Genomic DNA, 26,309 nt, shown 5'->3' with positions numbered 1-26,309 from the left:
TGTCCCATCGCCTCGCCGCTTGAGAACCGGGCCATTGTTGCCCAATCGCCGCGTTGTTTAAAGCCGCCCGCTCGCTTCAACGATTTCGCCGCACCGCACGTCGCTTAGCCAGCATGGTTTCTACACCGTTAATATAGGCGACAGGTTCGCGCGCCGAACGCCCCCGGGCGCACGAGCGCCAGGGGAAGGACGAATCAGCACGATGTCATTCATGGGTTTTTTCCCGTTCCGGGCGGCCGATCTGGCGATCGACCTCGGAACGGCCAACACTGTCGTTTATCTCAAGGGCCATGGCATTGTGCTGGCCGAACCTTCGGTCGTCACGCTCGAGACGATTCAGGGCGTGCGCCGGGTGCGCGCGGTGGGCGAGGACGCCAAGCTGATGCTCGGGCGGACGCCCGATAACGTCGTGACCATCCGTCCGCTGCGCCACGGGGTCATCGCCGATCTCGAAGTGGCCGAGGAAATGATCCGGCACTTCATCGCCAAGGCCAAGCAGAATGCCGGGGTGCGGCTGCGCGGCAGCCCCGAGATCGTGCTCTGCGTGCCGGCCAATTCGACCACCGTCGAGCGCCGCGCGATCCGCGATGCCGCGAGCAATGCCGGGGCGCGCCAGGTTTCGCTGATCGACGAGGCCATGGCCGCGGCGATCGGCGCCGGTCTGCCGGTGACCGAACCGTTCGGTTCGATGGTCGTCGACATCGGCGGCGGCTCGACCGAAGTCGGCGTGCTCTCGGTCGGCGGACTCGCCGTGACCCTCTCGACCCGCATCGGCGGCGACCAGATGGACGAGGCGATCTCCGGCTGGGTGCGGCGCAACCACAACCTGATCATCGGCGAAGCGACCGCCGAGCGGATCAAGCTCGAAATCGGCGCCGCGACGATCAGGGGCGAAGCGAAGAAGCTTGCCATTCGCGGCCGCGACGTGGTTCGCGGGGTGCCGACCGAAACCCAGATCGATCAGGAGGAGATCGTCGAGGCCTTGCGCGAGACCGTCGGCCAGATCGTCGAGACCGTGCGTCAGGCGCTCGAGGCGACCGCCCCGGAAATCGCCGCCGACATCATCGAGGGCGGTATCGTCATGACCGGGGGCGGCGCGCTGCTCGAAGGGATCGACACGGTGATTTCCGAAGCCACCGGCCTGCCGGTGACCATTGCCGACGATCCGCTGATGTGCGTCGCCCGGGGAGCCGGGCGAGCGCTCGAGGAAATGCCGTACCGGGGCGTGCTGCACGCGGCCTGACCGCGGACGGCGCAGCGAGGACGGACACTGCGAAAGGAGCGAGCCACCCGGCAGCGCCGGGGCTCGCGCCCGGTCAGCCGCCGAGGCCTTCCTTGCTCACGTCGAGCCGGGCTCCCACCGGCAAGGCGCGGGCGGCGAGCCCGGGGGGCGCATTGCTCCCTGGCGAAACCGTCAGTCCGGCGGAATTGTCGACCACCAGCTTGGCCCAGAGCGTGTCGCCGTCCTTGAAGTACGAGGTCTCGCCGGCTTTGCGCAGCGCCTCGAGGCTCGGTTGCTCCACCGCTCCGGTGGCGGCGGTGAACCCGGGAAACTCGAGAATCACCGACGAGCCGTCGTCCATTTCGGTCAGCGCCAGCGACAGCGTGTCGCGAGCCGTCTCGACCCGCACTTCGGCACCGCTGCCGATCGTGGTTTCGCCGACGTATTCGAACCGCCGGCCGTTGCGCTGCAGGATGATGGGATCGGTGATCGGGCCGGTCTGGAAGCCGCTGAAGTCGCCGGCGATGCTGAACCGACCCATGTCGCCCTTGCATACCGCCGCGTTCCAGCTCGCCTTGATCTCGCAAACGTCCTCATCGGAGGCGATGCCGTTGTCGATGACGATGGTAGCGCCGGGGATTCCCCCAACCGATCCATCGAGATCGTGGAACGCCGCGCTCTTGTAAGCAGCGCTGCGGCCGTAGTCCGAGGCCCAGCGCTTCTGGATCGGCGGGAAGCTGACCGGCTGGGCATTGACGAACTTGAGACCCTTGACCGTGTTGTCGGTGCTCATGCCGAAGCTGGTGAACAGCAGATAGGATATCGCCCCCGCATCGCGCAGCTGGTTGGGCTCGAAGTTCACGAAGGTCGTGTTTTCGAGTTCGTGGTGGAAATCGTAATACTCGTACCCGCGGATCGGAAAATCCGCCGAGGCCGACGGCAGGCTGCGGCCATAGGCAATCTCCTCGGGAGTCCGCGGGTTGCCGATATTGTCGCTCTCCCCCACGAACAACGAATCGACCACGCGCGAGGTGTAGGGCGCGATGCCGGGAATGCCCGAGGCATGGGTGAAGCCGATCGCATTGTCGGCCAGCTTCAGGCCCTTGTAGAGATGGTATTCGCCGCGGCCCCATATCGCGCCGTTGCGATTCTTGTAGCCGGTGAAGTTGTCGAATTCCGACACCACCAGCCCGCTCTTGGGATCGGTCGGATCGGCGTAGCTGGTCAAGTTGGGGCCGGCGATGCCGAACGTGCCGTCGGGCGCCTGACCGCGGTCGAGGACCATGCCGTCGAAATTGGAATGGGCGACGTTGCCGCTGAACTCGCGCACTTTGGTCCGGCCGGGCCAGATCTTGTCGCTGCCTTCCTTTTCAAGGAAAGCCCCCGTGGGGTGCGTCGGCAAGGCGTACCAGAAGCCGATCTCGTCGGACCCGGCGGCCACGTTGTCGCGGTAGATGTTGTCGGGATTGGTGATCCAGAACGAGGAGGCCGTGTTGTCCGACGGGATCAGGATGTCCTTGGCCTTCTGACCCTCGGTGGACTGGTGCGCGAGGACCAGGTTGGTCGGCACGCAGGGCTTGTCGTCGGGATGGCACTTGGTCTGAATCGCCAAGTTGCGGATAAACTGGTTACCCGTCTCCACGGCATCCTCGAGGAAGAAACAGTGGCCGACGGTGTTGAAGGTGACATTGTTTTCGACCCGGACGTTGTTCGTTCCGTGCACCGTCACGCAGCGGCTGTAGGTGTCGTGAATCGCCGAGTTCTGGATGTACTGGCCGGCGCCTTCGCCGATGATGTGCCAGTGAATGGGATAGCGGGCGAGGTGCATGTTCTGGCCCATGCGATAGAGCTCGACCCCGGAAACGTGCATCTTCCCGCCGGCCATCGCCATGATGTGCCCGCCGAAATAGGATTTCTCCGCGTCGTCCGACGCCTGGACCTTGATGTTGCGGGTCAGCAGCCCGACTTCGCCGCGCTCGTCGACGCCGTAGGTAATCTTCCCGTAGTGCATGTAGTCGAGCGGGCGATCGAGCGTCAGCCGGTTGCCGCTGATGGCGGCGATATGGCGGCGCTCGGCCTGGCGGGGATTGAAGTCGGTGGAGGCGAGGACGATCTCGTCGCCCTTGCGCCAGCCGGAGGCATCGAGGACCTCGATCCGGGTGCTGCCGGCCTCGGCAGTGCCCGCCAGCTTGGTCCACGCATTCGTCCGGTCGCCGTGCAGCTCGAGCGTGCCGCCCATGTTGAGGATGCCGCGATCCCCCATGGTGTTGATGTCTTCGTCGGGGACGGTGTCGGTCAGCGTGATCGTCGCCTTGTGGGTATAGGGCTTGGCTTCGCTGCCAATCTGCAGCGTGCCCCGCCGCAGGTAGATCCACTCCGTCGTCAGCTCGATGTCGCGCGTGTCCGCGAAGCTAAGCGTCCCGTCGATCGTCAGGCTGCGCAGCGCCGGAGGGGCGACGTCGAGGACGACGTTCATGTCCCGGCCGATCGTCACCGCATCCCCTTCGCGCGGCACCTTTCCTTCAGGCCAGGCGGCCGGATCGGACCACAGCCGCTCCCTGGCCGGCGTCGGCGCCGAGTCGGCCGGCGTCTCCGCGTGGGCGTGTCCGTCCTGCGCCTGGGCGGCGGCGCCCAGGCCGAGCAACGCCGACACGGGAAGCAGCCAGGACAGCAAGGACAGGCGAGACAGCATGCGCATGACGATAATCCCCTCCGGCGGGACTTTGTTGTCCCGCACCGATATTTGCCGGGATTTTGCATCCGTCAAATCGGTTTGGCAAGGAACGATACGGTTGCCGTTTCGCAACCACGGCGCCGCCGGCCGCGGTCAGTCCCGCGCTCCGAACAGCGCCGTGCCCACCCGCACATGCGTCGCGCCGAGCATGATCGCGGTCTCGTAGTCGCCGCTCATGCCCATAGAGCGGCCCTCCAGGCCATTGTCGCGCGCCAGCTTGTCGAGCAGGGCGAAGAACGGGGCCGGCTCGATCCCCAGCGGGGGAACGCACATCAGGCCGACCACCGGGATATCGGCGCCGCGCGCCTGTTCGAGCAGTCCGGGCACCTCGGCGATCGCGCAGCCGCCCTTTTGCTCTTCCTCGCCGATATCGACCTGGATGAAACAGGGCACCTGCCGCCCGGTCTTGTCCATCGCCTTGCCCAGAGCCTTCACCAGGCTCGGGCGGTCGAGCGAGTGGATGCAGTCGAACAGCGCCACGGCGTCCTCGGCCTTGTTCGATTGCAGCGTGCCCACGAGGTGCAGTTCCACGCGGGAATAGCGCTCGCGCAGCGCCGGCCACTTGGCCTGCGTTTCCTGCACGCGGTTCTCGCCGAACACCCGCTGTCCCGCTTCGATCAAGCGCGCGATTGACGCCTCGTCGTGCGTTTTGCTGATCGCGACCAGCGTCACCTCGTCCCGCCCGCGCCCGGCGAACTTGCAGGCATGAGCGATGCGCTCTTCGACGGCGGCAAGGCGGGCGGCTGCGGATTGGGTATGGGTTTCGGCCATGGGCCGGCGCTATAGCGCAGCGATGCCCGCGCGCCAGTACCTCCCCGCCCTGTGGCTGCTCTCCGACGCCCGCAACGACGCCCGCCTGGAGGCGGCGCTGGAGCGCCTGCCGCGCGGTTCCGGCTTCATCTACCGCCACTATCACCTGGCCCCCGCCGAGCGGGTCGCACGGTGGCATGCGCTGGCTCGCGCAGCCCGGTCGCGCGGGCATGTGCTGATCCTCGCCGACAGCACCATGACCGCGCTCGAATGGGGTGCCGACGGCGCTTACGGCGCGCCGCGTGCGCTCTATCCCAGGCGCGATCTGCTCACGCTGGCCACCGCCCACGACATGGCCGAGATCGGCCAGGCCAACCGCATCGGCGCCGACGCCCTGCTGCTCTCGCCCGCTTTCGCGACGCGCTCGCACCCGGGCGCGGTGGCGCTCGGCCCGGCGCGCTTCCGGCTGCTCGCCGCGCAGGCGCAAATGCCGGTGATCGCTCTCGGAGGCATGACGCCGGACACCGCGCGCCGCCTCGCCTGGCCCGGCTGGGCCGCCATCGACGGACTTTCTTGACCCCGAGTCCTCGGTCTGCGATTCTTGACCGGGAAGGGATCGAAGCATGGCCACACGGGCAGCAAAGGCAGAGCCGGTCGACTGGCGCGCGGCGTTTCGGCGGGCGGCGGCGCGCGCGCTGCAGGTAACCGGCAGCGTGCTGCTCTACGCCTTCACCGCCTTCCTGCTGCTCGCGCTGTTCTCCTACGAGCAAACCGACCCCTCCTTCTCCACCGCTGCGGCAGGCCCTGTGGCCAACTGGATGGGCCGCGCCGGGGCCTGGGCGGCGGACATGGCCTACCTCGGCTTCGGCCTGCTCGCCTACCTGCTGGTGCCGTTGGCCTATGTCTTCGCGCGCAAGCTGTGGAGCGATGCCGAGCAGGAAGAGACGCCGCACGGGTTCCGCTGGTGGCGCGCGGTGATCATGCTGCTGCTCGGCATGGCGCTTCTCGGCACGGTGCTGGCGCTAATGACCGACGCGCAGAAATGGGATCGCCCGGCCGGCTACGGCGGCCTGACCGGCCTGCTCGGGGCGGGTGCGATCGAGGCGGTCGCGGCCCGCATGCCCGAGGCAGGGCGGTTCTGGACCATCCTCGGCGCCGGTCTGGCCTCGCTCGGGATCGGTGCGTTTCTCGTCGGCCGGGTCTTCGCTTTCGACTGGGCGAAGCTGTTGGCCTTGCCGCAAGCGCTGCGCCGCATGCCCGCGCTGCCGCGAAGCGAAAACCCGTTCAAGCCGCAGAAGAAGGACCGTCCGGCGCGCGAGCCGCGGCCTGATCCAACGGTCGAGGCGGCCGCCCGCAAACCGCCCGAGATCACCGATCCGCGCAGCGCGGCCAAGCCCGCCACGCCGGGCAAGAAGGGCACCCAGAGAGACCTGTTCGCCGCCTACGAGCTGCCCAGTCTCGACCTCCTCGCCGACCCGCCCCCCGACAAGGGCAAGAAGCTCGACAAGCTCGCGCTCGAACGTAACGCCCGCCTGCTCGAAACCGTGCTCGACGATTTCAACGTCAAGGGCGAAATCACCGCGGTGCGCACGGGCCCGGTGGTGACGATGTACGAACTGGAGCCGGCGCCGGGCATCAAGGCCAGCCGGGTGGTCGGCCTGGCCGAGGATATCGCCCGCAACATGAGCGCGATCAGCGCCCGCGTCAGCCCGATCCCGGGCAAGACCGTGATGGGCATCGAGCTTCCCAACGCCGACCGGCAGATGGTCAGCTTCAAGGAGCTCGCCGCCTCCGAGGCCTTCCAGCACCACAAAGGCGCGCTGCCGATCATCCTCGGCAAGGACATCGCCGGCGAACCGATCGTCGCCGACCTCGCCGCCATGCCCCACCTGCTGGTTGCCGGGACCACAGGCTCGGGCAAGTCGGTCGGACTCAACACGATCCTGCTCAGCCTGCTGTACCGCTTCACGCCCAACGAGTGCCGGCTGATCCTGGTCGATCCCAAGGTTCTCGAACTCAAGTCTTACGACGACATCCCGCACCTCCTCTCGCCCGTGGTGACCGAGCCGCACAAGTCGGTCCGCGCGCTCAAGTGGGCGGTCGAGGAGATGGAGAAGCGCTACCGCATGATGAGCGACATCGGTGCGCGCAACATCGGCGGGTTCAACGAGCGCGTGAAGGCGGCGATCGCCAAGGGCAAGCCGCTCGGACGCCGGGTGCAGACCGGCTTCGACCCCGAGACCGGCGACGAGATCTACGAGGAAGAGCAGCTCGACTACGAGGTGCTGCCGCAGATCGTGCTGATCGTCGACGAACTGGCCGACCTCATGGTCACCGTCGGCAAGGAAATCGAGGTGCTGATCCAGCGCCTGAGCCAGAAATCGCGCGCCGCCGGCATCCATCTGATCATGGCGACGCAGCGTCCCTCGGTCGACGTCATCACCGGCGTCATCAAGGCGAACCTGCCGACGCGCATCAGCTTCAACGTCACCAGCCGGATCGACAGCCGCACGATCCTGGGCGAGCAGGGCGCCGAGCAGCTGCTCGGCAAGGGCGACATGCTCTACAAGCCGTCGAGCGGCGCGCTGACCCGCGTCCACGGACCCTTCGTGTCCGACGAGGAAGTCGAACAGGTGGCCCAACACTGGCGCGGCCAGGGCGCGCCGGAATACGTCGACTCAGTCACCGAAGAGCCCGAGGACGGCGGGTTCGCGTTCGAGGACGAATTCACCGCCTCCGACAATCCGGAGGAGCGCCGCTACCGCCAGGCCTGCCAGATCGTATGGGAGAACCAGAAGGCATCGGGTTCATGGCTCCAGCGCCAGCTCGGCGTCGGCTACAACACCGCTGCAAAACTGATCGAGCGCATGGAGGAGGACGGCATCGTCGGACCGGCCAACCACGTCGGCCGCCGCGACATCTACCGCGACCGCGACGGCAACCCACTCTAGGGCGCGGCTTCGAACCCCGAACGCAACAATTTCCCCCCGCAGAATGCACTACGGGCGCGACAGGGAGACCCTGCCGCGCCCGCCCCGCCCGATTACGGGCGGCCCCCCTCAGAAGTCTGCCGAGACTTGCACGTACCAGTTCCGCGGGCGAGCGTAGATCTTCTCCGCATAGCCGAGCGTGCCGAGCGATGCGTTGCCCTGGATAAGATACCGCTTGTCGAATAGGTTGATGACGCCGGCCTGCAGTTTCCAACCGACGTTCGAGGCGAGTTGGATCGAGCCGTTGGCGACGAAATAGGCCGGTTGTTCGATCTCGGGCACGCTGCCGGTGATGAAGGTCAGGTGCGAGGTGTAGCTGCCGTCGAAGCGCGGCGTCAGCGTGTACTCGTCGTTGAGCTCAAGATCGTAGCCGATCGCAAAGTTGCCCTGGAACGACGGCGTCAGCGGCAGGTCCTCGCCCGGCGCGACCGTAGCCGTTGCGCCCGGCACCGGCGTAATCGACAGGATCTTGTCGTCGAGCACGCTCATCCCGGCATCGAGCTGGAGCCCGCCGAACGGGTGGTAGCTGGCCTCCGCTTCGAAGCCGCGGATGCGCGCCTTGCCGGCGTTGAACAGCAGCGGCACCACGCCTTGGCGGAACACGAGCTGGATGTCGTTGTAGTTGGCCTGGAACGCCGCGAGATTGAGCCGGAACCGATCGACCGAGATCTTCGCGCCGACCTCGTAGCTGTCGACCGACTCCTCGTCGAACGGGACCGGTACGAAACCCGGAGGCGGAGCGTTGTAGCGGGTGTTGAACCCGCCGGATTTGAAGCTGCGAGAATAGGACACGTACGTGTTGAGCCAGTCGTTCATCTCGTAGCGCGCGCTGGCCGAGCCGGTTAGCGCCGAGAACGTCTTGCGATTGGGTGTGCTGTAGATGAACAGCGGCCCACCCTCGGGGATCGCCTTGGTCGGCAGCGGGTCCGGATCGGGGAGGGTCGCCGGGAACAGGTTGAGCACCGTGCCCTGATAGGTCTTGCGATCCTCGGTGTAGCGCAGACCGCCGGTCAGCTCGAGCCGGGGGGCGATCTCGTACGAGATTTCGCCGAAGGCCGCGAGCGAGCGGGTCTCGAGATCCGAGACCTGCAGGTCGCGGGTGCCCGGGCCGCCGGCCAAGATCGAGGCTATGACCGGGGGCGACGGCGGGAACGACAGCGGCACCGTCGCCCGCTCGGTCGTGTCTTCATCGAAGTAGTAGCCGCCGAGGATCGCGTTGACCGGTCCCGCATCGTATTGCAGCTGCAGTTCCTGGCTGAACTGTTTCGACTGCGAACCCACATCGGTGGTGATGATCAGGAACGGGGTGTTGTCGGCGTCGCGAATGCCGCGCGATTCGGTCGAACGATAGGCAGTGATGCTCTTCAGCGTCACGCTGTCGCTGAGATCGAGGCGCGCCGTGCCCGACACGCCCCAGACTTCCGAGGTGCTGAGAACGTCGGCGGTGCCGCCGTTGGTGAACGGACCCATCTCGTAGAAGTCGTTGGCGCAGCGCGGGTCGTTGATGCTCGGGACATGCGGCGGGCCGGGGTTCGGAGTGCCCGGGAAGGGCATCGTCGCGCCGGGGCAGCCGGCTGCCACGCTAACAATGGCCGGGACCGGCGCATCCTCGTTGATGCCGGCGAACACGAACGGCGCGCCGTGCTCCTTGCGCTTGGTATAGTCTCCGCGCAGCGAAAGCTCGAAGGTCGCCGTAGGCTCCCAGCGCAGGGCGGCATTGGCGGTCGAAACGTTCTCGTTGCCGAGATCGAGCCCGTCGTAGGCGCGGGTCACGTAACCGTCGCGCGTACGGTGGCCTCCCGAAACGCGCACCGCGAGGTTCTGCGACAGCGGCACGTTGGCCGCAGCGTAGGCCTCGAACAGGTGGAAGTCGCCGAAGCGGATCCGGCCGGTCGCCGAAAGTTCGTCGAATTCGGGCTTCTTGGTGCGGACCAGGATCGCGCCGCCGATGGTGTTGCGTCCGAACAGCGTGCCTTGCGGGCCGCGCAGGACTTCGACGCTGGCCACGTCGCCGAATTCGATGGTCCCGCCGACCGAACGGCCGACATAGACCTCGTCGATGTACATGCCGACGCCAGGGTCGACGGCTGCGGTCGGATCGAGCTGGCCGATGCCGCGAATGAACACGACCGAGGCGGAGCTGTTGCCCGACAATTGCCCGGCCGGCTTGAACTGCAGGCTCGGCGTGATCTTCTCGAGATCCTGCGACGAGGTGATCTGGCGCGCCTCGAGCGCTTCGGCCGAGAAGGCGGAGATCGCGATCGGGGTCTGCTGCAGCGATTCCTCGCGCCGCCGCGCGGTCACCACGATGTCGCCGCCCTGGACGGCCTCGCCCTCTTCGGCTTGGGCAGCGTCGGCGTCCTGCGCGGCCGCCACCGACGGTGCCACCGCGGCGGCAATCGCCAGTGTCGAAAGAGCGCAGGCAGCCATAAGGCCCCGGCGCAAGGCGGGCACTTGCTTGTTCATTCCAATTCCTCCCACGGCGTCGGGCCCCGAACTTGGCCCGACGAATTTGTCGACAACTTTGTTACAGGCAATAACAGATATTGGCAATAACAAGCTAGTTGCATTTATGTCGCATTGCGACCAGTCTCGGCCGATGCAGATCGACGGTGAAGACCGGCTGAGCATCGATGACGTTCGCGGCAGGGCACCGAAGATGTCGGACGGTCCGCTCGACTACGGCCTGCTTAACGATCGCACCGGGTTCGCGATCAAGCTCGCATGGATCCTGGGCTATTCGCTGCTGCAGAAGGTGTTCGGCGATTCTGGGATCACCCCGCTGCGCGCCTCGATGCTCGAACTGATTGCGACCAATCCGGGCGCGCAGCAGACCCAGCTGGCCAACGCGCTGGGACTGTCGCGCCCGGCCGCCACGCTGGCGATCGACTTCTGGGAGGCGCGCGATTGCGTCGAGCGGCGCATCGCCCCGGACGACCGGCGCAGCTTCGGCATCTTCCTGACTGCCGCCGGGCACGAACGGGTGACCGAACTGCGCGCTCTCATCAAGCAGGCCGACGACGCGCTGGTGGCCGACCTCACGGCCGAGGAACTGGCCGAACTACGCCGCCTGCTGGCCAAGATTCATCGCTGACGGCAATGGTCCGGCGCGACCGCGCACGTCAGTTCGGCACGACCTCCGACAGCGCCCGCTCCATATCGGGCAGGCGATAAGGCTTCTTGAGGAACACGCCACCCGCAGCGAGCTGCTGCTCTTCGCCGGAGTAACCGCTGATGTAGATTATTCCCAGCGACGGCAGCTGGTTTCGCGCGCGGCGCGCCAGTTCCCAGCCGTCGAATTCGCCCGGCATGCGGATGTCGGTGATCAGGACGCCGATCGATTCTTCGTTCTGCAGCACGTCCCATCCCTCGGGAGCATTGCGGGCGCAGATGGCGCAATAGCCGAGGTCCCGCAGATCTTCGCGGGTCATTTCGCGCAGCAGCGGCTCGTCCTCGACCAGCAGGATTTTCGGCTTCATGCGTTTGGCGCGCTCCCCGGATGCGAGGGGAGAAACAGCCGAACGACGGTCCCGGTTCCCGGCGCGGATTCGATCTCGACACGGCCGCCCAGTTGTTCGACGGTGCCGGTCACCTGGCTCAGGCCCAGTCCCGAACCTTCGTTGACGGGCTTGGTGGTGAAAAAGGGCTCGGCGGCGCGGCTCAGCGTCTCGGCATCCATGCCGCAGCCGCTGTCGCGCACCGCAAGCTCGATCATGCCTGCGTCGCCGGACCGGGTGGAGATTTCCACGCTGCCGCCCTTCTGCTCATCCATTGCATCGCGGGCATTGATCGCGAGGTTCAACAACGCGCTTTCGAGCTGATGGCGATCCACGATGGCCTGTGGCAGGTGAGGCTCGAGTTCGATGGCGAGGTCGATGCGCGACCCGAGCGTCTGGCGGATCAGCTCGGACATGCCGGCGACGATCCGGTTCACGTCGTGCGGCAGGCGTTGCAGCGGCTGCTGCCGGGCGAACGCCAGCAACTGGTCGATCAGCACCGCCGCGCGCTCCGCTCCGGCGACCGCGTTGTCGATGGCCCGGCTCGTATCCTCAGGCAATTCGCCCTTGCGCTGCACGCGATCGAGGTTGCCGATGACGATCCCCAACAGGTTGTTGAAATCGTGCGCGATGCCCCCGGTGAGCCGGCCGATGGCTTCCATCTTCTGCGACTGGCGCAACATGGCCTCGGCCTGTTCGCGCACCTCGGCCTCGCGCCGCAGCGCCTCGTTCGCCGCCTGCAGCGCGGCCGGCGAAGGTATCGCCACGAGCTTGGGCAGCAGCGGGACGAGCAGCGCGGCCGTGGCGAGCGAAGCCCCCGCAGTGATGGCCTTGACCAGCGCTTCCCAGCCGTAGGCCGGAACCCACAGCGTTACGATGCCCATCACATGCGTCATCCCGCACGCCAGAATGAAGATCGCGAACAGCGCGACGAGCCAGCCGAACTCGATGTCGCGGCGGATCCTGAGCAGACGCCAGAGGAGGAAAGGGATGGAGAAATAGGCCAGCGCGATCACCACGTCGGAGACCACGTGGGTCCATACCAGGGCCGGGTCCCAGAACAGGCAGTAACCGTGCGGCGCCAACCCGCGGACCGAGAAAAACCGCTCAATCGCTTCCATCGTCGTGCCATTTCCCTGCGTTTGCCGGCGGCAGCTGCCGGCATGCATCTTTCCGGCAGATAGGGCCGGCGCTCAGGATACTGGCCGAGCACGGCAATGTTCCGTCCTTTTCTATTCCGGCCGTCTGTGGCAGCCTCGCCGGCAAAGGAGAGGAACGCCGATGGCATCGAAATACGAAGCCGAAGTCTATCGCTGCATGGACCCGTCGATCGAGCTGCACGACCGGACCGACAACCCGCTGCACAAGGCGATCCTCAAGAACTACTGCCGCCACGTGCACCTCGAAGGCGCGAGCATGTTCGAGGAAATCACCGCGCCCGACATGATGGCCGACGACCCGGTCTATCACATTACCTGGGGTGAAAAGCCGTTCCAGGTGAAGGGGCGCAAGGGCGTGTTCGACTTCTATTCGAGCATCGGCGAGATCGTCCTGTGGAACTCGGGCGATCTCGTCGCGGTGGCCGACTGGGGCATTGCCGACGAGATGTGGTTCCACCAGATGTCGACCGGGGCCGAGCTGGCCAAGGTCGGGCACGCCGGCCTCAAGGACGACGGGCTCTACCTCGTCCATTCGCTACAGGCCTTCATCTGGCCCTACGACGAGAACGCGCTGCTCAAGGGCGAACACCTCTACGAGGACAAGTCGACGCTCAAGATCGAGGAAATCGACCCGGCCGAGTTCATGCCGGCGAGCCGCGTGCGCGAGATCCACGTCGAGTGCCTTGCCGAACTGGAAGAGCGCTGGGGGCCGCAATACTGGGTCTGGAAGCGGTGAGCGCATTCCCGTCGCCGGTGCCTGAAATTCCCGTTAGCGACCTGTCCGCCGCGCTGGCCTATTATCGCGATTGCCTCGGCTTTGCGGTCGACTGGGCGGACGAGGAACTCGGGCTGGCGGGCCTGTCGCAAGGTGGGGCGCGGCTGTTCGTGGCCGCGGCGCATTACCGCGCGCACCAGGCGAGCGCCGGGCCGCAGGTGACCTGGTACAACATGGCCGGCCGTGCAGAGGTCGACGATCTCCACGCGTGCTGGCGGGCGGCGGGGGCGAAGGTTGACGCGCTGCGCCAAGAGACGCCGCACCGCCTGCACGAGTTTCTTGCCTTCGACCCCGACGGCAATATTCTTCGGGTGTTCTACGACTACGGTTGGGAAGAGGGGAGTAAGCAATGAGCATTTACACCATCGGCGCCCGCGGCGCGCTGTTCACGGCCGCCGCCCTGGCCTTTGCGGCCAGTCCGGCCAGCGCCAAATGGGTCGCCAGCTGGACCGCTGCGCCGCATGCGCCGCTCGGCACCGAGGGGCCGTTCGCCGCGGCGAGCTATGACAACGTCACGCTGACGCAGGTCATCCGCGTGACCGAGGGCGGCAGCAAGCTGCGGGTGACCTTTTCCAATCGCTACGGCCCCCACCCGCTGGCCATCGGCGCGGCGCGGATCGCGCAGATCGACGATGCCGGCAAGGAGGTTCCCGGCACCGGTCGCACCTTGACCTTCGGCGGCGAGGCGGGAGCGGTGATTCCGCGCGGCGCCCCGTTCGTTTCCGACGCCGTCGACGTCGACCTGCCCGATCTGGCGCGGATGAAGGTCGAAATTTACCTGCCGGAAGACACCGGCCCCTGCACCTGCCACCTGACCGGGCAGGACGAGCTTGCCGTAAGCCCGCCGGGCAACTTCGTCGGCAAGTCCTTCACACCGGTCGATACCAAGCAGTTCAGGGCGTTCCTTTCGGGCGTGGAGGTGGATTCGCCCGATGCTCTCGGGACGATCGTCGCCTACGGCGATTCGATCACCGACGGCGTCGGCTCGACCCCCGGCGCCAATCGGCGCTGGCCCGATATCCTTGCCAACCGGTTGCAGGCCGCGGGCAAGGAGTGGGCCGTGGCCAATCAGGCGATCAGCGGCAACCGCGTGCTGGCCCCCGGCATGGGCGAGAGCGCGCTGAGCCGCTTCGACGAGGATGTGCTGAGCCTGCCGAACGTGAAGTACATGATCGTGTTCGAGGGTGTGAATGACATCGGCAACGCTTTCGGCCCCAAGCGGCCCAACCAGCCCGGCTTCCCTGGGCTCGATCAGCCGAAGGTCACGGTCGAGCAGATGATTGCCGGCTTCAAGCAGCTGATTGCCCGCGCGCACGAGAAGGGCATCAAGGTGATCGGCGCGCCGATCGGCCCCTACAAGGGCGCGAGCTACTGGTCCGAAGAGGGTGAGGCGGCGCGCCAGAAGATCAACGACTGGATCGTCAAAGGCGGCGCGTTCGACGCCGTGACGCGGATCGACCTCGCTTTCGCCGACCCGAACGACACCGAGCAGATGCGCGAGGGTTATCACATCGGCGACCACCTGCACGGCTCGGACGCCGGGCTCAAGGCGGTCGGAGATTCGATCGACCTGTCGCTATTCGACTAGCAGTGCTGCCGGAGGGCGGCGCGGACCAAAGGGATACCGTCCGCGCCGCCGCCGGGTTAGCCGAAGACTTACTTGAGGTCGTCGGCCGTCAGAGTGGTGCCGTTGGCGATCGTCGCCTCGCTCTTGGCAAGCACGTCGTCGGGCGCGGCAACGAGACCGATCTTCGCCAGCGGGCCGTCCTTGGCCCACTGCGTCGTCCACTCGTTCACGAACTCCTTGAGGCCCGGGATGGCATCGAGGTGCGCCTTCTTGACGTAGATGTAGAGCGGGCGCGCGCCCGGGTACTTGAAGCTGGAGATGTTGTCGTAGGTCGCCGGCACGCCGTTCATCGGCAGGTCCTGCAGCTTGTCGGAATTCTCCTCGAGATAGGAATAGCCGAACACGCCGATGGCCTTCGGGTTGCTCTCGATCTTCTGCACGATCAGGTTGTCCTGCTCGCCCTGGTCGACATAGGCGCCGTCGGAACGGATTTCGGTGCAGGTCTGGTCGAACTGGTCCTTGTTCGATTCCTTGAGCGCTTCCATCGCCGGGTCGGCGGTGCAGCCCTTTTCGAGGATCAGCTCCTTGAGCGCGTCGCGCGTGCCCGAGGTGGTCGGCGGCCCGTAAACCAGGATGGGGGTGTCGGGAAGCGAGGGATCGACGTCGTGCCAGGTCTTGGCGGTCTGTTCCTTGCCATAGGGCTTGGCGGCCAGCGCCTTGTAGACGATCGCCGGAGTCAGGTTCATCGTGATGCCGCCCTTCGTCGATGCGAAGGCGATGCCATCGAGGCCGACCTGGATTTCCATGATGTCGGTCACGCCGTTGGCCTGGCAATCGGCGAATTCGCTGGGCTTCATCCGGCGGCTGGCGTCGGCGATGTCGGGGGTATCCGCACCGACGCCGGCGCAGAACAGCTTCATCCCGCCGCCCGTGCCGGTCGATTCGATCAGCGGCGACTTGAAGTCGGGGTTGGAGCGGGCGAAGGTTTCCGAAACGGCCTTGGCGAAGGGATAGACGGTCGAGGAGCCGACGGCGTGAATCGAATCCCGCGCCGCGCCGCCGCCGCTGCTTCCGCAGGCGGTCAGAGCGAGAGCGGAGAGCGAAGCGAAAGCAATCGATTTGGAAAGTTTCATGAGGGGTTCCTGCTGGGGTTGCTGGGGCTCGTTATGCTTATTGTGTGACAGAGGGGTGACAAGTCCCGGTCAGAAGCGAAACTGGCCGTAGAGACCGAGTTCGTCGCGTTTTGCCTGGCCTGAATCGAGATTGCCGATCTTCAGGCCGCCGTCGGCGTTGTCGTGCTTGTAGACCAGTGCGAAATCCACGATGCTGGCGGGGCTGTACTGCACGCCGACCATGGTGAAATCGTCCTGCGTCAGCGGGGCCGAGGTCTTGAACGGCTCGACATGGTCGTAGCGGCCGAAGACACTCCACCGTTCGACGGGCTGGAGCGAGGCGAACAGCGAATACCCTTCGGCCTTGTCCTGCGGAGAGGCCTGCAGGACTTTCCAGTTCTTCGCGGTGAAGTATTCGCCGCCAATGGTCACCGGCATGGCGCCGATCTTGTCCTTGTAGGCCAGCAGGGCGTTGAAACGCGAGGCGGTGCGATAGAGGGCCGCGCCGGTGACATCCTTGCCGAGCTTGCCGGTGTATCCGCCGACCGCGGCGTTGAATCCGCCGTACTTCACCGAGATTCGGCCTTCGAGGTCGACCGTCTTGGTGAACTTCGGGTCGCGGTACCCGCCGCCGTCGATCGCCGAAACCTGGTAGCTCAGGACCCCGCCGGCGAGATCGCCCGAGGCGTGGACGCCCCAGTCGGCCGAGGTGCCGAAGCCGTCGAGATCGGTGATGACCTTCTCGATATGGCGATAGCCGTAGATGCCTTCGGCATAGGGAATCCAGGGCATGTCGGCCGAGCCGAGCCGGACTTTCAGTTCCTTGGCGAGCTTGGCTTCGAGGTATGCCTTCTTGACGTAGAAGCCGAGGCCGACGTTCTTGCCGGCGTTGTCGACGCGGCTGACATCCATCGTGACGTTACCGGAGAAGGTTTCGTCGAACTTGTGGTCGACCCCGACGTAAAAGCGCTTGAGCTCGAAGCCGCCATCCTTCTCGACGTTGGCGCCGGCCGCGTTGTCGGCGCTCACCGAGCTGATGTTGTAATACATCCGGCCGGAAATCTTTGTGTCTTCCGCCCACTTGGCCGCCTTCGCGAAGACGCCGGTCGATTCGCCGGCGGTGCGCGCCTCGGCGGCCGTCTCGGTTGCGGCCTGGGCGACCTGCGCGGCTTGCCCGGCGGCTACCTCGGCCGCGGCAGCCTTCGTCTGCGCCTCGTCCACCTTCGCCTGGAGCGCGTCCATCTGCGCCGCCATGGTCGCCATCTGCGCGCGCATCTCGGCCAGCTGCTGCTGGATCGCGGCGTTGTCGGCCTCTTCGGCATGCGCGGGGACCGCCCAGGCGCAAGCCGCCGCAAGGGCGATTACCGAAATCTGCGATTTTCTCGCCGCCATGTGTCTTCGTCCTGAATTGCATATGTCCGTGATGTGACGCCCGGCCCGCTAGGCGCGGCTTGTTACAGTTGAATGACAGTCGTCTCGCCTGCTCGGGATAACCTGTGGACAGAAATCGTTGGCAGTCCGGCGACCGCGCACCCCATTGCGCACAACCGGTTGCACTTGTAACGGCCCTCGCCAATCAGGAGATTCCACAATGCGCATCGGTTGCCCGAAGGAAATCAAGAACCGCGAATACCGGGTGGGTCTGACGCCCGAGAGCGCCAAGGAGCTGGTGACGCACGGCCACGAAGTGTGGATCGAGAGCGGCGCGGGACTCGGCATCGGCGCAAGCGACGCCGAATACCGGGCCGCCGGGGGGGTCATAAAGGACGGGCCCGAAAGCCTCTTCGCAGAGTGCGACATGATCGTGAAGGTCAAGGAGTCCCAGGCCGGCGAACGCGCGATGCTGCGCCAGGGCCAGATCCTGTACACCTACCTCCATCTTGCCCCCGACCCCGAACAGACGGCGGACCTCGTCAAGTCGGGCTGCACCGCGATCGCCTATGAAACCGTCACGGGTCCGGGCGGCTCGCTGCCGCTTCTCAAGCCGATGAGTCAGGTCGCGGGACGCATGAGCATCCAGGCGGGAGCCACGGCGCTGGAAAAGGCGCACGGCGGGCGCGGCGTGCTGCTCGGCGGCGTTCCTGGCGTGCTGCCCGGCAAGGTCGTCATCCTCGGCGGCGGCGTGGTCGGGTTCAACGCGGCCCAGATGGCTGCGGGACTCGGCGGGGACGTCGTCATCATGGATCGCAATCCCGAAGTGCTCGAAAAGGTCGGGACCCATTTCGAAGCCCGCGCGAGCACGCGCTTTTCCAACAAGGCCAACCTCGAGGAGGCCGTGGCCGAGGCCGACCTGGTCATCGGCGCCGTGCTGATTCCCGGCGCGGCGGCGCCGAAGCTGGTGACCCGCGAAATGCTCGGGACGATGAAATCCGGCGCAGTGCTGGTCGACGTCGCCATCGACCAGGGCGGCTGCTTCGAGACCAGCCACGCGACGACGCACGACGATCCGACTTACGTGATCGACGACGTCGTCCACTACTGCGTCGCCAACATGCCCGGCGCGGTCAGCCGCACGAGCACCTATGCGCTCAACAACGTCACCCTGCCGCACGCGCTGCGCATTGCCGATCTCGGCTGGAAGGAAGCCATGCGCCAGGACCCACACCTCGCCCAGGGGCTCAACGTCCACGCCGGCCGGGTGACCTACCCGGCTGTGGCCGAAGAACTCGGCTACGACCTCCTGCCGATCGAAGAAGCCATCGCCTAGGCGCGTGCGGGCAGGAACGGCTCCGCTACCTCGGCCGGCACGCGCATCAACCGCCCGCTAGCGCGATCGATCATCGCCCAGGTCGTCTTTGCGTTGACGAGGACCTTGCCTGCGTCATCGCGAAAGGTGGTGTAGCGGTCGAAACGCGCTCCGCTGGGCCCTTCGCGGATCTCGGTCGTCCCCGTGCAGCTCTCGCCCTCGGCGATATTGCCGCGATAATCGATCTCGTGCCGGGTCACGAACCAAGCGTAGGCATCGAGGTCCTGCGGGCGCGCCACCGCCGTCCAGTGCGCCGTGGCAAGGTCCTCCATCCAGCGCACCCAGACGGCGTTGTTGACGTGGCCGTAGACGTCGATGTGCTCAGGCAGCGCGGTAAAGGTCGGGCTGAGCGAAGCTCGCCCCATCAGGATGCCGCGCCGCTCACGCTGCGACGCCCATCTGCCAAAGAATGAACGCCATCTCCTCGGCCGTCTCGTGCAGGCTCTGGAAACGGCCCGACTTGCCGCCGTGCCCCGCGCCCATGTTGGTTTTCAGCAGCAGTTCGTGGTCGTCGGTCTTGAGCTCGCGCAGGCGGGCGACCCACTTGGCCGGTTCCCAGTAGGTGACGCGCGGGTCGTTGAGCCCGGCGGTCACCAGCATCGGCGGATAGGGCTGCGCGCGCACGTTGTCGTAGGGGCTGTAGGACTGGATCAGCTCGAACGCCTCGCGGTCCTCGATCGGATTGCCCCATTCGGGCCATTCGCCCGGGGTCAGCGGCAGCGTTGCGTCGAGCATCGTCGCCAGCACGTCGACGAACGGCACGTGCGCCACCACCGCGCCCCACAGCTCGGGGTTCGAATTGACCACCGCGCCCATCAGCTCCCCGCCGGCCGAGCCGCCGGAAATCGAGATTCGGCCGGCTTCGGTCAGCCCGCGGTCGATCAGCCCCTTCGCCACGTCGACGAAGTCGGTGAAGGTGTTGACCCGGCTTTCGAGCTTGCCCGCCTTGTACCAGGCGCGTCCCATGTCGTCGCCGCCGCGGATGTGCGCGATGGCATAAGCGAAGCCCCGATCGACCAGGCTGAGGCGGGTGGTCGAAAAACCCGGCGGGATGGCGATGCCATAGGCGCCGTAGCCGTAGAGGTGCAGCGGCCCGGGGGCCTTGCGGTCCTTGCGGTACATCACGCTGACCGGGATCGGCGTGCCGTCGCGAGCGGCGATCTCGAGCCGGTCGGTGGCGTAGAGATCGCGGTCGTAGCCCGAGGGAATTTCCTGCCGCTTGAGCAGTTCGAGCCGCCGTTCGGCGACGTGATAGTCGTAGGTGCTCGCCGGGCTGATCATGCTCTCGTAGGACATGCGCAGCACGGTTTGGTCGTATTCGGGATTGCTCCCGGTTCCGGCGCTGTAGCTCGCTTCGGGAAACGCGACCGGCTCAATCCGCGCCGGATCGTCGTAGTAGCGGATCTCGACCCGGTCGAGCCCGCCCAGCCGGCCTTCGACGACATAGAAGTCGCGGAACAGCTCGAAGCCGGTGAGGTAGAATTCGTCGGTTCCCTCGATCAGTGTCTCCCAAGCGTCCGGCGCTTCGAGCGGGGCGGTGGCGACGCGGAAGTTCTCGTGGGTGTCGTTGGCGTGGGCCCAGACGGTGCCTTCGCGCACGTCGACATCGTATTCGACCCCCTTCTCGCGCGCCCTGACGAGCCGCGGCGCCGCGGTCGGCTCAGCGGCCGGGACCAGCCAGCATTCCCTGGTTTCGTGGTCGCCCGCCGATATCACAATCCAGTCCTCCTGCGCCGAGAGCGAGGCGCCGACCCGGAAGCCCTCGTCGTCCTCGTGGTAGAGCTCGACGTCGCTGTCGATCGGCCGGCCCAGCCAGTGCAAACGGACGTTGTCGGTGCGCCAGTTCTCGTTGGCCAGCGAGTAGACGAGACCCGTATCCCCCGCGACCCAGACGAGCGAGGACAGCGTGCCGGGGATTTCGTCGGGCAAGTGTTCGCCGGTGGCGAGGTCCTTGATCTTGGCGGTGAAGCGTTCCGAGCCGTTGTCGTCGACCGAATAGGCCAGCAAGCGCCCGTCCTTGCTGACCGAGAGCGCGCCGAGCCGAAAGTACTCCTTGCCCTCCGCCAGCGCGACCTCGTCGAGGATCAGCTCGTCGGGGCTGCCGGCCACCGGCCTGCGCCACCACTTCTTGTACTCGGCGCCGTCCTCGTATTCGATCCAGTAGAGGTAGTCGCCGTCCTTCTGCGGCACCGACTTGTCCGCTTCCTTGATCCGCCCGCGCATTTCCTTGAACAGCGCCTCGATCGTTCGCTCGTGGGGCTTCATCCGCGCCTCGAACCAGGCGTTCTCGGCGGCGAGGTGGGCGAGCACCTCCTTGTCCGCGACCGTCGGATAGCCCGCATCGCGCAGCCAGGCGTAGTCGTCGCTGACCGTTATGCCGTGGTGGGTAATGCTGGAGGGCTTCTTCGCCGCGATCGGCGGGGCGAGCAGGGAATTGTCGTTCATGCGGCCCATGTAGCCGCTTCGGCGCGCGATGGAAGAACCGGCGCAATTCCCGCTGCACTGGAAGCGAGCGGCGGATGAGACTACATCGCCAGCATGCTTACAAACGAAACCGGAGTCGCCCGACAATGCTGATGCAAACCCACGAAGCCCGGCTGGACGCGCTGCGCAAGGAACTCGGCAAGCGCGGGCTCGACGGCTTCGTCATCCCGATTTCCGACGAACACATGAGCGAATACGTCGGCGGCTACGCCCAGCGCCTCGCCTGGCTGACGGGCTTCGGCGGCTCGGCGGGTACGGCCGTCGTCCTCAAGGACAAGGCGGCCATGTTCGTCGACGGGCGCTACACCGTGCAGGTGCGCGAGCAGGTCGACGGCAAGCTCTACGAATACCAGTCGATCATGGACACCAGCCCGGCCGACTGGCTCAAGGCCAATGCGCCCGAGGGCGCGAAGATCGGCTACGACGCCTGGCTGCATTCGCGCGGCTGGGCCCAGGGAACGGCGAGCGCACTCGAGAAGATCGGCGGCGAACTCGTCGCGGTCGACAGCAACCCGGTCGATGCCGTATGGGCCGATCGGCCCGACCCCTCCGCCGCGGTCGCGGTCATCCACACCGACGACAACGCCGGCCGCTCCAGCGCCGAGAAGCGCGCCGAGGTCGCCGACTGGATGAAGTCCGAAGGGATCGATGCAACGGTCATCAGCGCGCTCGATTCGATCGCCTGGCTGCTCAATATCCGCGGAGAAGACGTCGAGCGCACCCCGGTCGCGCTGTCCTACGTCATCGCCCATGACGATGGCACCGCGGAGCTCTTCATTGCGCCCGAAAAGGTCACCCCCGAGCTGACCAAGCATCTCGGTAACGCGGTGACGCTCCGCCCGCGGCTCGATTTCGAGAACGCGCTCGGGGAACTCGCCGGCAAGAAAGTCGCGGTCGATCCCAACTTCGGCGTCGCGGCAATTTTCCAGGCGCTCGAGAACGCCGGGGCGGCCACCGTCGCGGTCCGCGATCCGACGATCCTTCCCAAGGCGATCAAGAACCCCATCGAACAGCAAGGCCATCGCGATGCCCAGGCGCGCGACGGGGCGGCCGTGACCAGGTTCCTCCGCTGGCTCGAGACCGAGGCGCCCAAGGGCGGCGAGACCGAGCTCAGCGCCGCGGCGCAGCTGCAGGCGTTCCGCGAGGAGACCGGACTGCTCAAGGACAATTCGTTCGACACCATTTCCGCCGCCGGCCCGCATGCCGCAATCCCGCACTACCGGGTCGACGAGGACAGCAACCTGCCGATCGAACCCGGCAGCGTGTTCCTGTGCGATTCGGGCGGCCAGTACTGCGACGGGACGACCGACATCACCCGCACGGTGTGGATCGGCCCGGGCGAGCCGTCGCACGAACAGAAGGATCGCTACACCCGGGTGCTCAAGGGCCACATCGCGCTGGCCCGGCAGACCTTCCCGCAGGGGACCAGCGGGATGCAGCTCGACACCATCGCCCGGCAGTTCCTGTGGCAGGCGGGCGTCGATTACGCGCACGGCACCGGCCACGGCGTGGGCAGCTTCCTCGGCGTGCACGAAGGCCCGCAACGCATCGCCAAGCCGCGCGGCGGACAGGCCGGCACCGATCAGGAGCTGATGGCCGGGATGATCCTCTCCAACGAACCGGGCTACTACAAGGCCGGCGACTTCGGGATCCGTATCGAAAACCTCGTGCTGGTGGAGGAACGCGACATCCCTGGCATGGAAGGCGCTTGGCTCGGCTTCGAAACGCTGACGCTGGTCCCGATCGACCGCACCTTGGTCGATCTCGACATGCTGACCGGCGAAGAGGTCGAGTGGTGGAACGAATACCATGCCCGCGTGCTCGAAGTGCTCGCGCCGCAACTCGCGGGAGAGGATCTGGCGTGGCTGGAGGCGGCCTGCGAGCCGATCTGATCGATGCCGCGGCTCGACACCCACCCGATCCATCTCGGCCTCGGCGCGAGCGCGGTCGAAGAGCCGGAATTCCCGCGCGATGAGCGGGCGATGCAATGGTACGCCGATTACGCGGAGCGTCACGCAGACGACGGCGACGAGGCGCGGATCGTGGCGATGTACACGTTCACCGAGAGCTGGCCGATGTGGGAAATGCACCCGGCCGGCGGCGAGGTTGTGCTGTGCACCGCGGGCGAAATGACGCTCCACCAGGAATTCGTCGACGGCTCGACCGCCACAGTCACCATCGGCCCGGGCGAATACGTCATCAATCCGCCCGGCGCATGGCACACCGCCGACATCGACGGCGAAGCGACTGCGCTGTTCATCACCGCCGGCATCGGAACGCAGCACCGCCCCCGCTGAGGGGCGAACTTTCCGGTGCATGAATGGGCCCGTCGGCGGCGGACAATTTGCGACACTTTTGTCCGCTTCCGGCAAATCCCTGCGACATTGCGCAGATAAACCGCTGACTATCGAGTGACGGGACTGCCGCGGACCTCCTTCCCCCAAAGCGTGGCGGACCCGTCGCTCAACAGAAAGATCGGAGCCCTCAGATGACGAAATCGATACCCCTCGCGCTGGCCACCCTCACGACCACGGTGCTGTTCGCCGGCACCGCATTCTTCGCCAGCACCCCGGCCGAGGCCCGCGCGGCCACGGCGCCCGCGGAAATGACCCGGTCGGCGCTCGAAGCCCGCACCGCCGCCGCGTTCAAGCGGCGCGACGCCAACGGCGACGGCAAGCTCGACGCAGCCGACCGCGCCGCGATGCAGAAGTCGCGCTTCGCGGCGATGGACGCCGACCACGACGGTTCGCTCAGCTTCGAAGAGTTCACCGCCGGGCACGGCAAGCGTGGCGGCGAGCAGGGCGCCCATCGCGGCGACCGCGGCAAGCATGGGATGGCGATGCGCGGCCATCGCGGCGGCGCTCGGCTCGGCCTGCGAGGCATGCGCAACGCCGACTCCAACAAGGACGGAGCGGTGACGCTGGCCGAGCTGCAGGCCGCCGCGCTCGCCCGCTTCGACGCCGTCGATGCCGACAAGGACGGCACGATTTCCCCCGCCGAACGCAAGGCGCAGCGCGACACGATGCGTGACAAGTGGCGCGAGCGTCGTGCACAACGTCAGGGCTGAACGGCCTGAAGGGGGCACTGACATCGTGAGCACGGAAACGGCTCCCACCCGGCTGCTGCTCGTCGACGACGAACCGAGCCTGCGCGAACCCCTGGCGGAGTACCTCACTCGCCAGGGGTTCGTCGTGCGCCAGGCCGAGGACGCAGCGAAGGCGCGATCCGCCTTGCTCGAGGATACCCCCGACCTTGTCCTGCTCGACATCATGATGCCGGGCGAAGACGGCCTGTCGCTGTGCCGCCACCTGACCGAGACCAAGAACCTGCCCGTCATCCTGCTGACCGCCAAAGGCGAGGCGATGGACCGCATAGTCGGGCTCGAAATCGGCGCCGACGACTATGTGGCCAAGCCTTTCGAGCCGCGCGAGCTGGTCGCCCGAATCCGTTCGGTCCTGCGCCGCATCGCCAAGGGCGGTCCACCGCCGGAGGAGAACGCGCTCTACCAGTTCGACGGCTGGGTGCTCGATCCGCTCAAGCGCAAGCTGACCGACCCGCACGGGGCGGTCGTGCCCATCTCCTCGGCCGAGTTCCGCCTGCTCGTCGCCTTTCTCGGCCATCCGCGCCAGGTCCTAGACCGTGACCGGCTGCTCGACATGGTGCAGGGCCGCGAGGCCCACCTGTTCGACCGCGCCGTCGACAACCAGGTCAGCCGCCTGCGCCGCAAGATGGAGGCCGACAGCCGCGATCCGAAACTTATCCAGACGGTCTGGGGCGGGGGTTACCGTCTCGCCGCCGATGTCCGCCGGGTCGCGCCGGAGCGCGACTGATGCGCCGCTTCCTTCCCAGGAGCCTGCTTGGCCAGATGCTGCTCGCCGTGGCCGCCGCGCTGCTGGTGGCGCAGGCGATTTCGGCCGTGCTCATCTACCGGGCCCAGCAAGCGCGGCTCGAGTTCGGCGCCGCCAATGGCCTCGCCTTTCAGCTCGTGGCCGAACCGCGCATCGATTACAGGTCGCGCGCGCCATCCGGCTCGTTCGGCGAGCGCGGCCGGATGTGGCGCCGTCTGCGGCTCGAGCACAGCGAGACTTCGCCGCTCAGGCCGGGCGAGAAGCGCGAGGCGCAGCGCGAACAGCTGCTCCGGCAGATCCTCGAAGAACAGGGCGTCACCGTCGGCGAACTCGTCGTCACCAGCCGGCCCGTCCATTCCGATCCTTTCGTCGTCGCGCGCCTGCAGGAACGGTCGCGCTGGCGCAGCGATGAAGACTGGAAGAACGGCGATCTGATCGTGGCCGGGTTGCGCAAGCCGGATTCGGACCGCTGGCTCGTCGCGCGCGTACCCGTGCCGACCCCGGATCCGCGCGGGATCGGCTCGGTCATCATGCAGACGCTGCTCCTTTACGTCATACTGGTAGGCGGGCTCGGAATATTGCTGCGGCGCATCACGCGGCCGCTCGCCGCGCTCACCCGGCGGCTCGAGACGTTCGCCGAAACCCGCGAGACCGACGGCCAGCTCGAGCCCAGCGGGCCTGAAGACACGCGACGGCTGATCGCCGCGCATAACGCGATGGAAGCGCGCATCGCCGGCCTGCTCGACGAGAAGGATGTCATGCTCGGGGCCATCGGCCACGACCTCAAGACTCCGCTGTCGGCCCTGCGCGTGCGCATCGAATCGGTCACCGACGATGCCGAGCGCGAGCGCATGGCGCGCTCGATCGAGGACATCAGCGGCACGCTCGACGATATTCTCTCGCTGGCCCGGGTCGGGCGACCCAGCGACCCGCTCGAACAGACCGATCTCGGCGCGTTGACCGCCGACGTGGTCGGCGAATTCGAGGACATGAACGAACCGGTCGAGCTCGCCGCAGGCCCGCGCGTGGCCGCGCCGGTGCGCGCGACCTGGCTCCGGCGAGCGCTGCGAAATCTCATCGCCAATGCCGTGCGCTACGGTGGCAAGGCCGAGGTCTCGTTGCGCCAAGGGGGCGACATGGCGATCATCCGCGTCGACGATGCCGGGCCGGGCATCCCTGTGGACCAGATCGCCTCCATGCTCGAGCCGTTCAAGCGCGGCGAAGGCTCGCGCAACCGTTCGACCGGGGGGGCCGGCCTCGGTCTCACCATCGCCAGGGCCATTGCCGAGCAGCACGGCGGCCAACTCGTCCTGGCGAATCGGCCGGGCGGCGGACTGCGGGCGGAACTGCGCATCCCGACCAAGCGTTGAGATTGTTCGACGGGCGACTTCGCTAGCCGGACCGCGGCTTGGTAAGCGCCGCCG

Annotated in this window: 22 protein-coding genes; 13 read left to right on the top strand and 9 right to left on the bottom strand. The window is 66.7% G+C overall.

The window, feature by feature from the left end; translation table 11 throughout:
• The first annotated feature begins 202 nt into the window (after positions 1-202).
• Entirely contained in the window at positions 203-1,243 is a 1,041-nt protein-coding gene (locus tag Q7I88_RS04490; RefSeq protein WP_305097840.1) for a rod shape-determining protein, read from the top strand.
• Between the two features lie 73 nt (positions 1,244-1,316).
• Here Q7I88_RS04490 and Q7I88_RS04485 read toward each other — a convergent pair whose 3' ends face one another.
• Positions 1,317-3,920, bottom strand: a complete 2,604-nt coding sequence (locus Q7I88_RS04485) for a G8 domain-containing protein (RefSeq protein ID WP_305097839.1) — start codon at positions 3,918-3,920, stop codon at positions 1,317-1,319.
• Positions 3,921-4,049: 129 nt separating this feature from the next.
• Complete coding sequence (locus tag Q7I88_RS04480; RefSeq protein ID WP_305097838.1) at positions 4,050-4,727, bottom strand: YggS family pyridoxal phosphate-dependent enzyme; 678 nt, start codon at positions 4,725-4,727, stop codon at positions 4,050-4,052.
• Between Q7I88_RS04480 and Q7I88_RS04475 the strand changes: the two genes are divergently transcribed.
• On the top strand, positions 4,726-5,283 hold the full coding sequence (locus tag Q7I88_RS04475; protein ID WP_305097837.1) for a thiamine phosphate synthase: 558 nt from the start codon (positions 4,726-4,728) through the stop codon (positions 5,281-5,283). The two genes, Q7I88_RS04480 and Q7I88_RS04475, sit on opposite strands and share 2 nt — an antisense overlap.
• Before the next feature lie 46 nt (positions 5,284-5,329).
• A complete protein-coding gene (locus Q7I88_RS04470) occupies positions 5,330-7,657 on the top strand; it encodes a DNA translocase FtsK (protein ID WP_305097836.1) in 2,328 nt (775 codons plus the stop codon).
• A gap of 108 nt (positions 7,658-7,765) precedes the next feature.
• Here the strand turns inward: Q7I88_RS04470 and Q7I88_RS04465 are convergent, their stop codons facing one another.
• Positions 7,766-10,162: a TonB-dependent receptor gene (locus Q7I88_RS04465; protein WP_305097835.1), complete on the bottom strand. Its 2,397-nt coding sequence runs from the start codon at positions 10,160-10,162 to the stop codon at positions 7,766-7,768.
• A gap of 133 nt (positions 10,163-10,295) precedes the next feature.
• Here Q7I88_RS04465 and Q7I88_RS04460 point away from each other — a divergent pair, with 133 nt between their 5' ends.
• Entirely contained in the window at positions 10,296-10,790 is a 495-nt protein-coding gene (locus Q7I88_RS04460) for a MarR family winged helix-turn-helix transcriptional regulator (RefSeq protein ID WP_305097834.1), read from the top strand.
• A gap of 28 nt (positions 10,791-10,818) precedes the next feature.
• Here the strand turns inward: Q7I88_RS04460 and Q7I88_RS04455 are convergent, their stop codons facing one another.
• The gene (locus Q7I88_RS04455; RefSeq protein WP_305097833.1) at positions 10,819-11,175 is read right to left on the bottom strand and encodes a response regulator; all 357 of its coding nucleotides are present in this window, start codon (positions 11,173-11,175) and stop codon (positions 10,819-10,821) included.
• Positions 11,172-12,314 (bottom strand): sensor histidine kinase, encoded by a 1,143-nt coding sequence (locus Q7I88_RS04450; RefSeq protein WP_305097832.1) that lies wholly within the window; start codon positions 12,312-12,314, stop codon positions 11,172-11,174. Before Q7I88_RS04450 ends, Q7I88_RS04455 begins: the two co-directional genes overlap by 4 nt.
• Positions 12,315-12,474: 160 nt before the next feature.
• Between Q7I88_RS04450 and Q7I88_RS04445 the strand changes: the two genes are divergently transcribed.
• The 3 genes from Q7I88_RS04445 to Q7I88_RS04435 are packed head-to-tail and all read left to right on the top strand — an operon-like array spanning position 12,475 to position 14,716.
• A complete protein-coding gene (locus Q7I88_RS04445) occupies positions 12,475-13,089 on the top strand; it encodes a hypothetical protein (protein ID WP_305097831.1) in 615 nt (204 codons plus the stop codon).
• Between the two features lie 17 nt (positions 13,090-13,106).
• Positions 13,107-13,481, top strand: a complete 375-nt coding sequence (locus Q7I88_RS04440) for a VOC family protein (RefSeq protein ID WP_305097830.1) — start codon at positions 13,107-13,109, stop codon at positions 13,479-13,481.
• Positions 13,478-14,716 (top strand): SGNH/GDSL hydrolase family protein, encoded by a 1,239-nt coding sequence (locus Q7I88_RS04435; RefSeq protein WP_305097829.1) that lies wholly within the window; start codon positions 13,478-13,480, stop codon positions 14,714-14,716. The genes Q7I88_RS04440 and Q7I88_RS04435 overlap by 4 nt, the downstream gene beginning before the upstream one ends.
• Before the next feature lie 68 nt (positions 14,717-14,784).
• Here the strand turns inward: Q7I88_RS04435 and Q7I88_RS04430 are convergent, their stop codons facing one another.
• Together Q7I88_RS04430 and Q7I88_RS04425 are read right to left on the bottom strand one after the other, a co-directional pair.
• On the bottom strand, positions 14,785-15,828 hold the full coding sequence (locus tag Q7I88_RS04430; protein WP_305097828.1) for a substrate-binding domain-containing protein: 1,044 nt from the start codon (positions 15,826-15,828) through the stop codon (positions 14,785-14,787).
• A 69-nt stretch (positions 15,829-15,897) separates the two neighbouring features.
• Positions 15,898-17,199, bottom strand: coding sequence for a hypothetical protein (locus tag Q7I88_RS04425; RefSeq protein WP_305097827.1), 1,302 nt, complete (start codon positions 17,197-17,199; stop codon positions 15,898-15,900).
• A 199-nt stretch (positions 17,200-17,398) separates the two neighbouring features.
• On the opposite strand from Q7I88_RS04425, the gene ald reads away from it, so the two are divergent.
• Positions 17,399-18,514: an alanine dehydrogenase gene (gene ald / locus Q7I88_RS04420; protein WP_305097826.1), complete on the top strand. Its 1,116-nt coding sequence runs from the start codon at positions 17,399-17,401 to the stop codon at positions 18,512-18,514.
• Here the strand turns inward: ald and Q7I88_RS04415 are convergent.
• Entirely contained in the window at positions 18,511-18,918 is a 408-nt protein-coding gene (locus Q7I88_RS04415) for an acyl-CoA thioesterase (RefSeq protein ID WP_305097825.1), read from the bottom strand. The two genes, ald and Q7I88_RS04415, sit on opposite strands and share 4 nt — an antisense overlap.
• 16 nt (positions 18,919-18,934) lie before the next feature.
• On the bottom strand, positions 18,935-21,007 hold the full coding sequence (locus Q7I88_RS04410; RefSeq protein WP_439648360.1) for a S9 family peptidase: 2,073 nt from the start codon (positions 21,005-21,007) through the stop codon (positions 18,935-18,937).
• Between the two features lie 116 nt (positions 21,008-21,123).
• On the opposite strand from Q7I88_RS04410, the gene Q7I88_RS04405 reads away from it, so the two are divergent.
• The 5 genes from Q7I88_RS04405 to Q7I88_RS04385 all read left to right on the top strand — a co-directional run bounded on the left by Q7I88_RS04405 (position 21,124) and on the right by Q7I88_RS04385 (position 26,255).
• The gene (locus Q7I88_RS04405; RefSeq protein WP_305097823.1) at positions 21,124-22,929 is read left to right on the top strand and encodes an aminopeptidase P family protein; all 1,806 of its coding nucleotides are present in this window, start codon (positions 21,124-21,126) and stop codon (positions 22,927-22,929) included.
• A gap of 3 nt (positions 22,930-22,932) precedes the next feature.
• On the top strand, positions 22,933-23,334 hold the full coding sequence (locus tag Q7I88_RS04400) for a cupin domain-containing protein (protein WP_305097822.1): 402 nt from the start codon (positions 22,933-22,935) through the stop codon (positions 23,332-23,334).
• 191 nt (positions 23,335-23,525) lie between these two features.
• Positions 23,526-24,104 (top strand): EF-hand domain-containing protein, encoded by a 579-nt coding sequence (locus Q7I88_RS04395; RefSeq protein WP_305097821.1) that lies wholly within the window; start codon positions 23,526-23,528, stop codon positions 24,102-24,104.
• Positions 24,105-24,129: 25 nt separating this feature from the next.
• Positions 24,130-24,867 (top strand): response regulator, encoded by a 738-nt coding sequence (locus tag Q7I88_RS04390; protein WP_305097820.1) that lies wholly within the window; start codon positions 24,130-24,132, stop codon positions 24,865-24,867.
• Positions 24,867-26,255 carry an ATP-binding protein gene (locus tag Q7I88_RS04385; RefSeq protein WP_305097819.1) on the top strand — a complete coding sequence of 463 codons (1,389 nt, stop codon included), beginning with the start codon at positions 24,867-24,869 and terminating at the stop codon, positions 26,253-26,255. The genes Q7I88_RS04390 and Q7I88_RS04385 overlap by 1 nt, the downstream gene beginning before the upstream one ends.
• The last annotated feature ends 54 nt before the right edge of the window (positions 26,256-26,309 follow it).

It is taken from the genome of Croceibacterium aestuarii, assembly GCF_030657335.1.
In the GTDB taxonomy this organism is placed as follows: Bacteria; Pseudomonadota; Alphaproteobacteria; order Sphingomonadales; family Sphingomonadaceae; genus Croceibacterium_B; species Croceibacterium_B aestuarii.
Note: the sequence above shows the minus strand (reverse complement) of the source record. Positions and strands in the feature narration are given on the sequence as shown.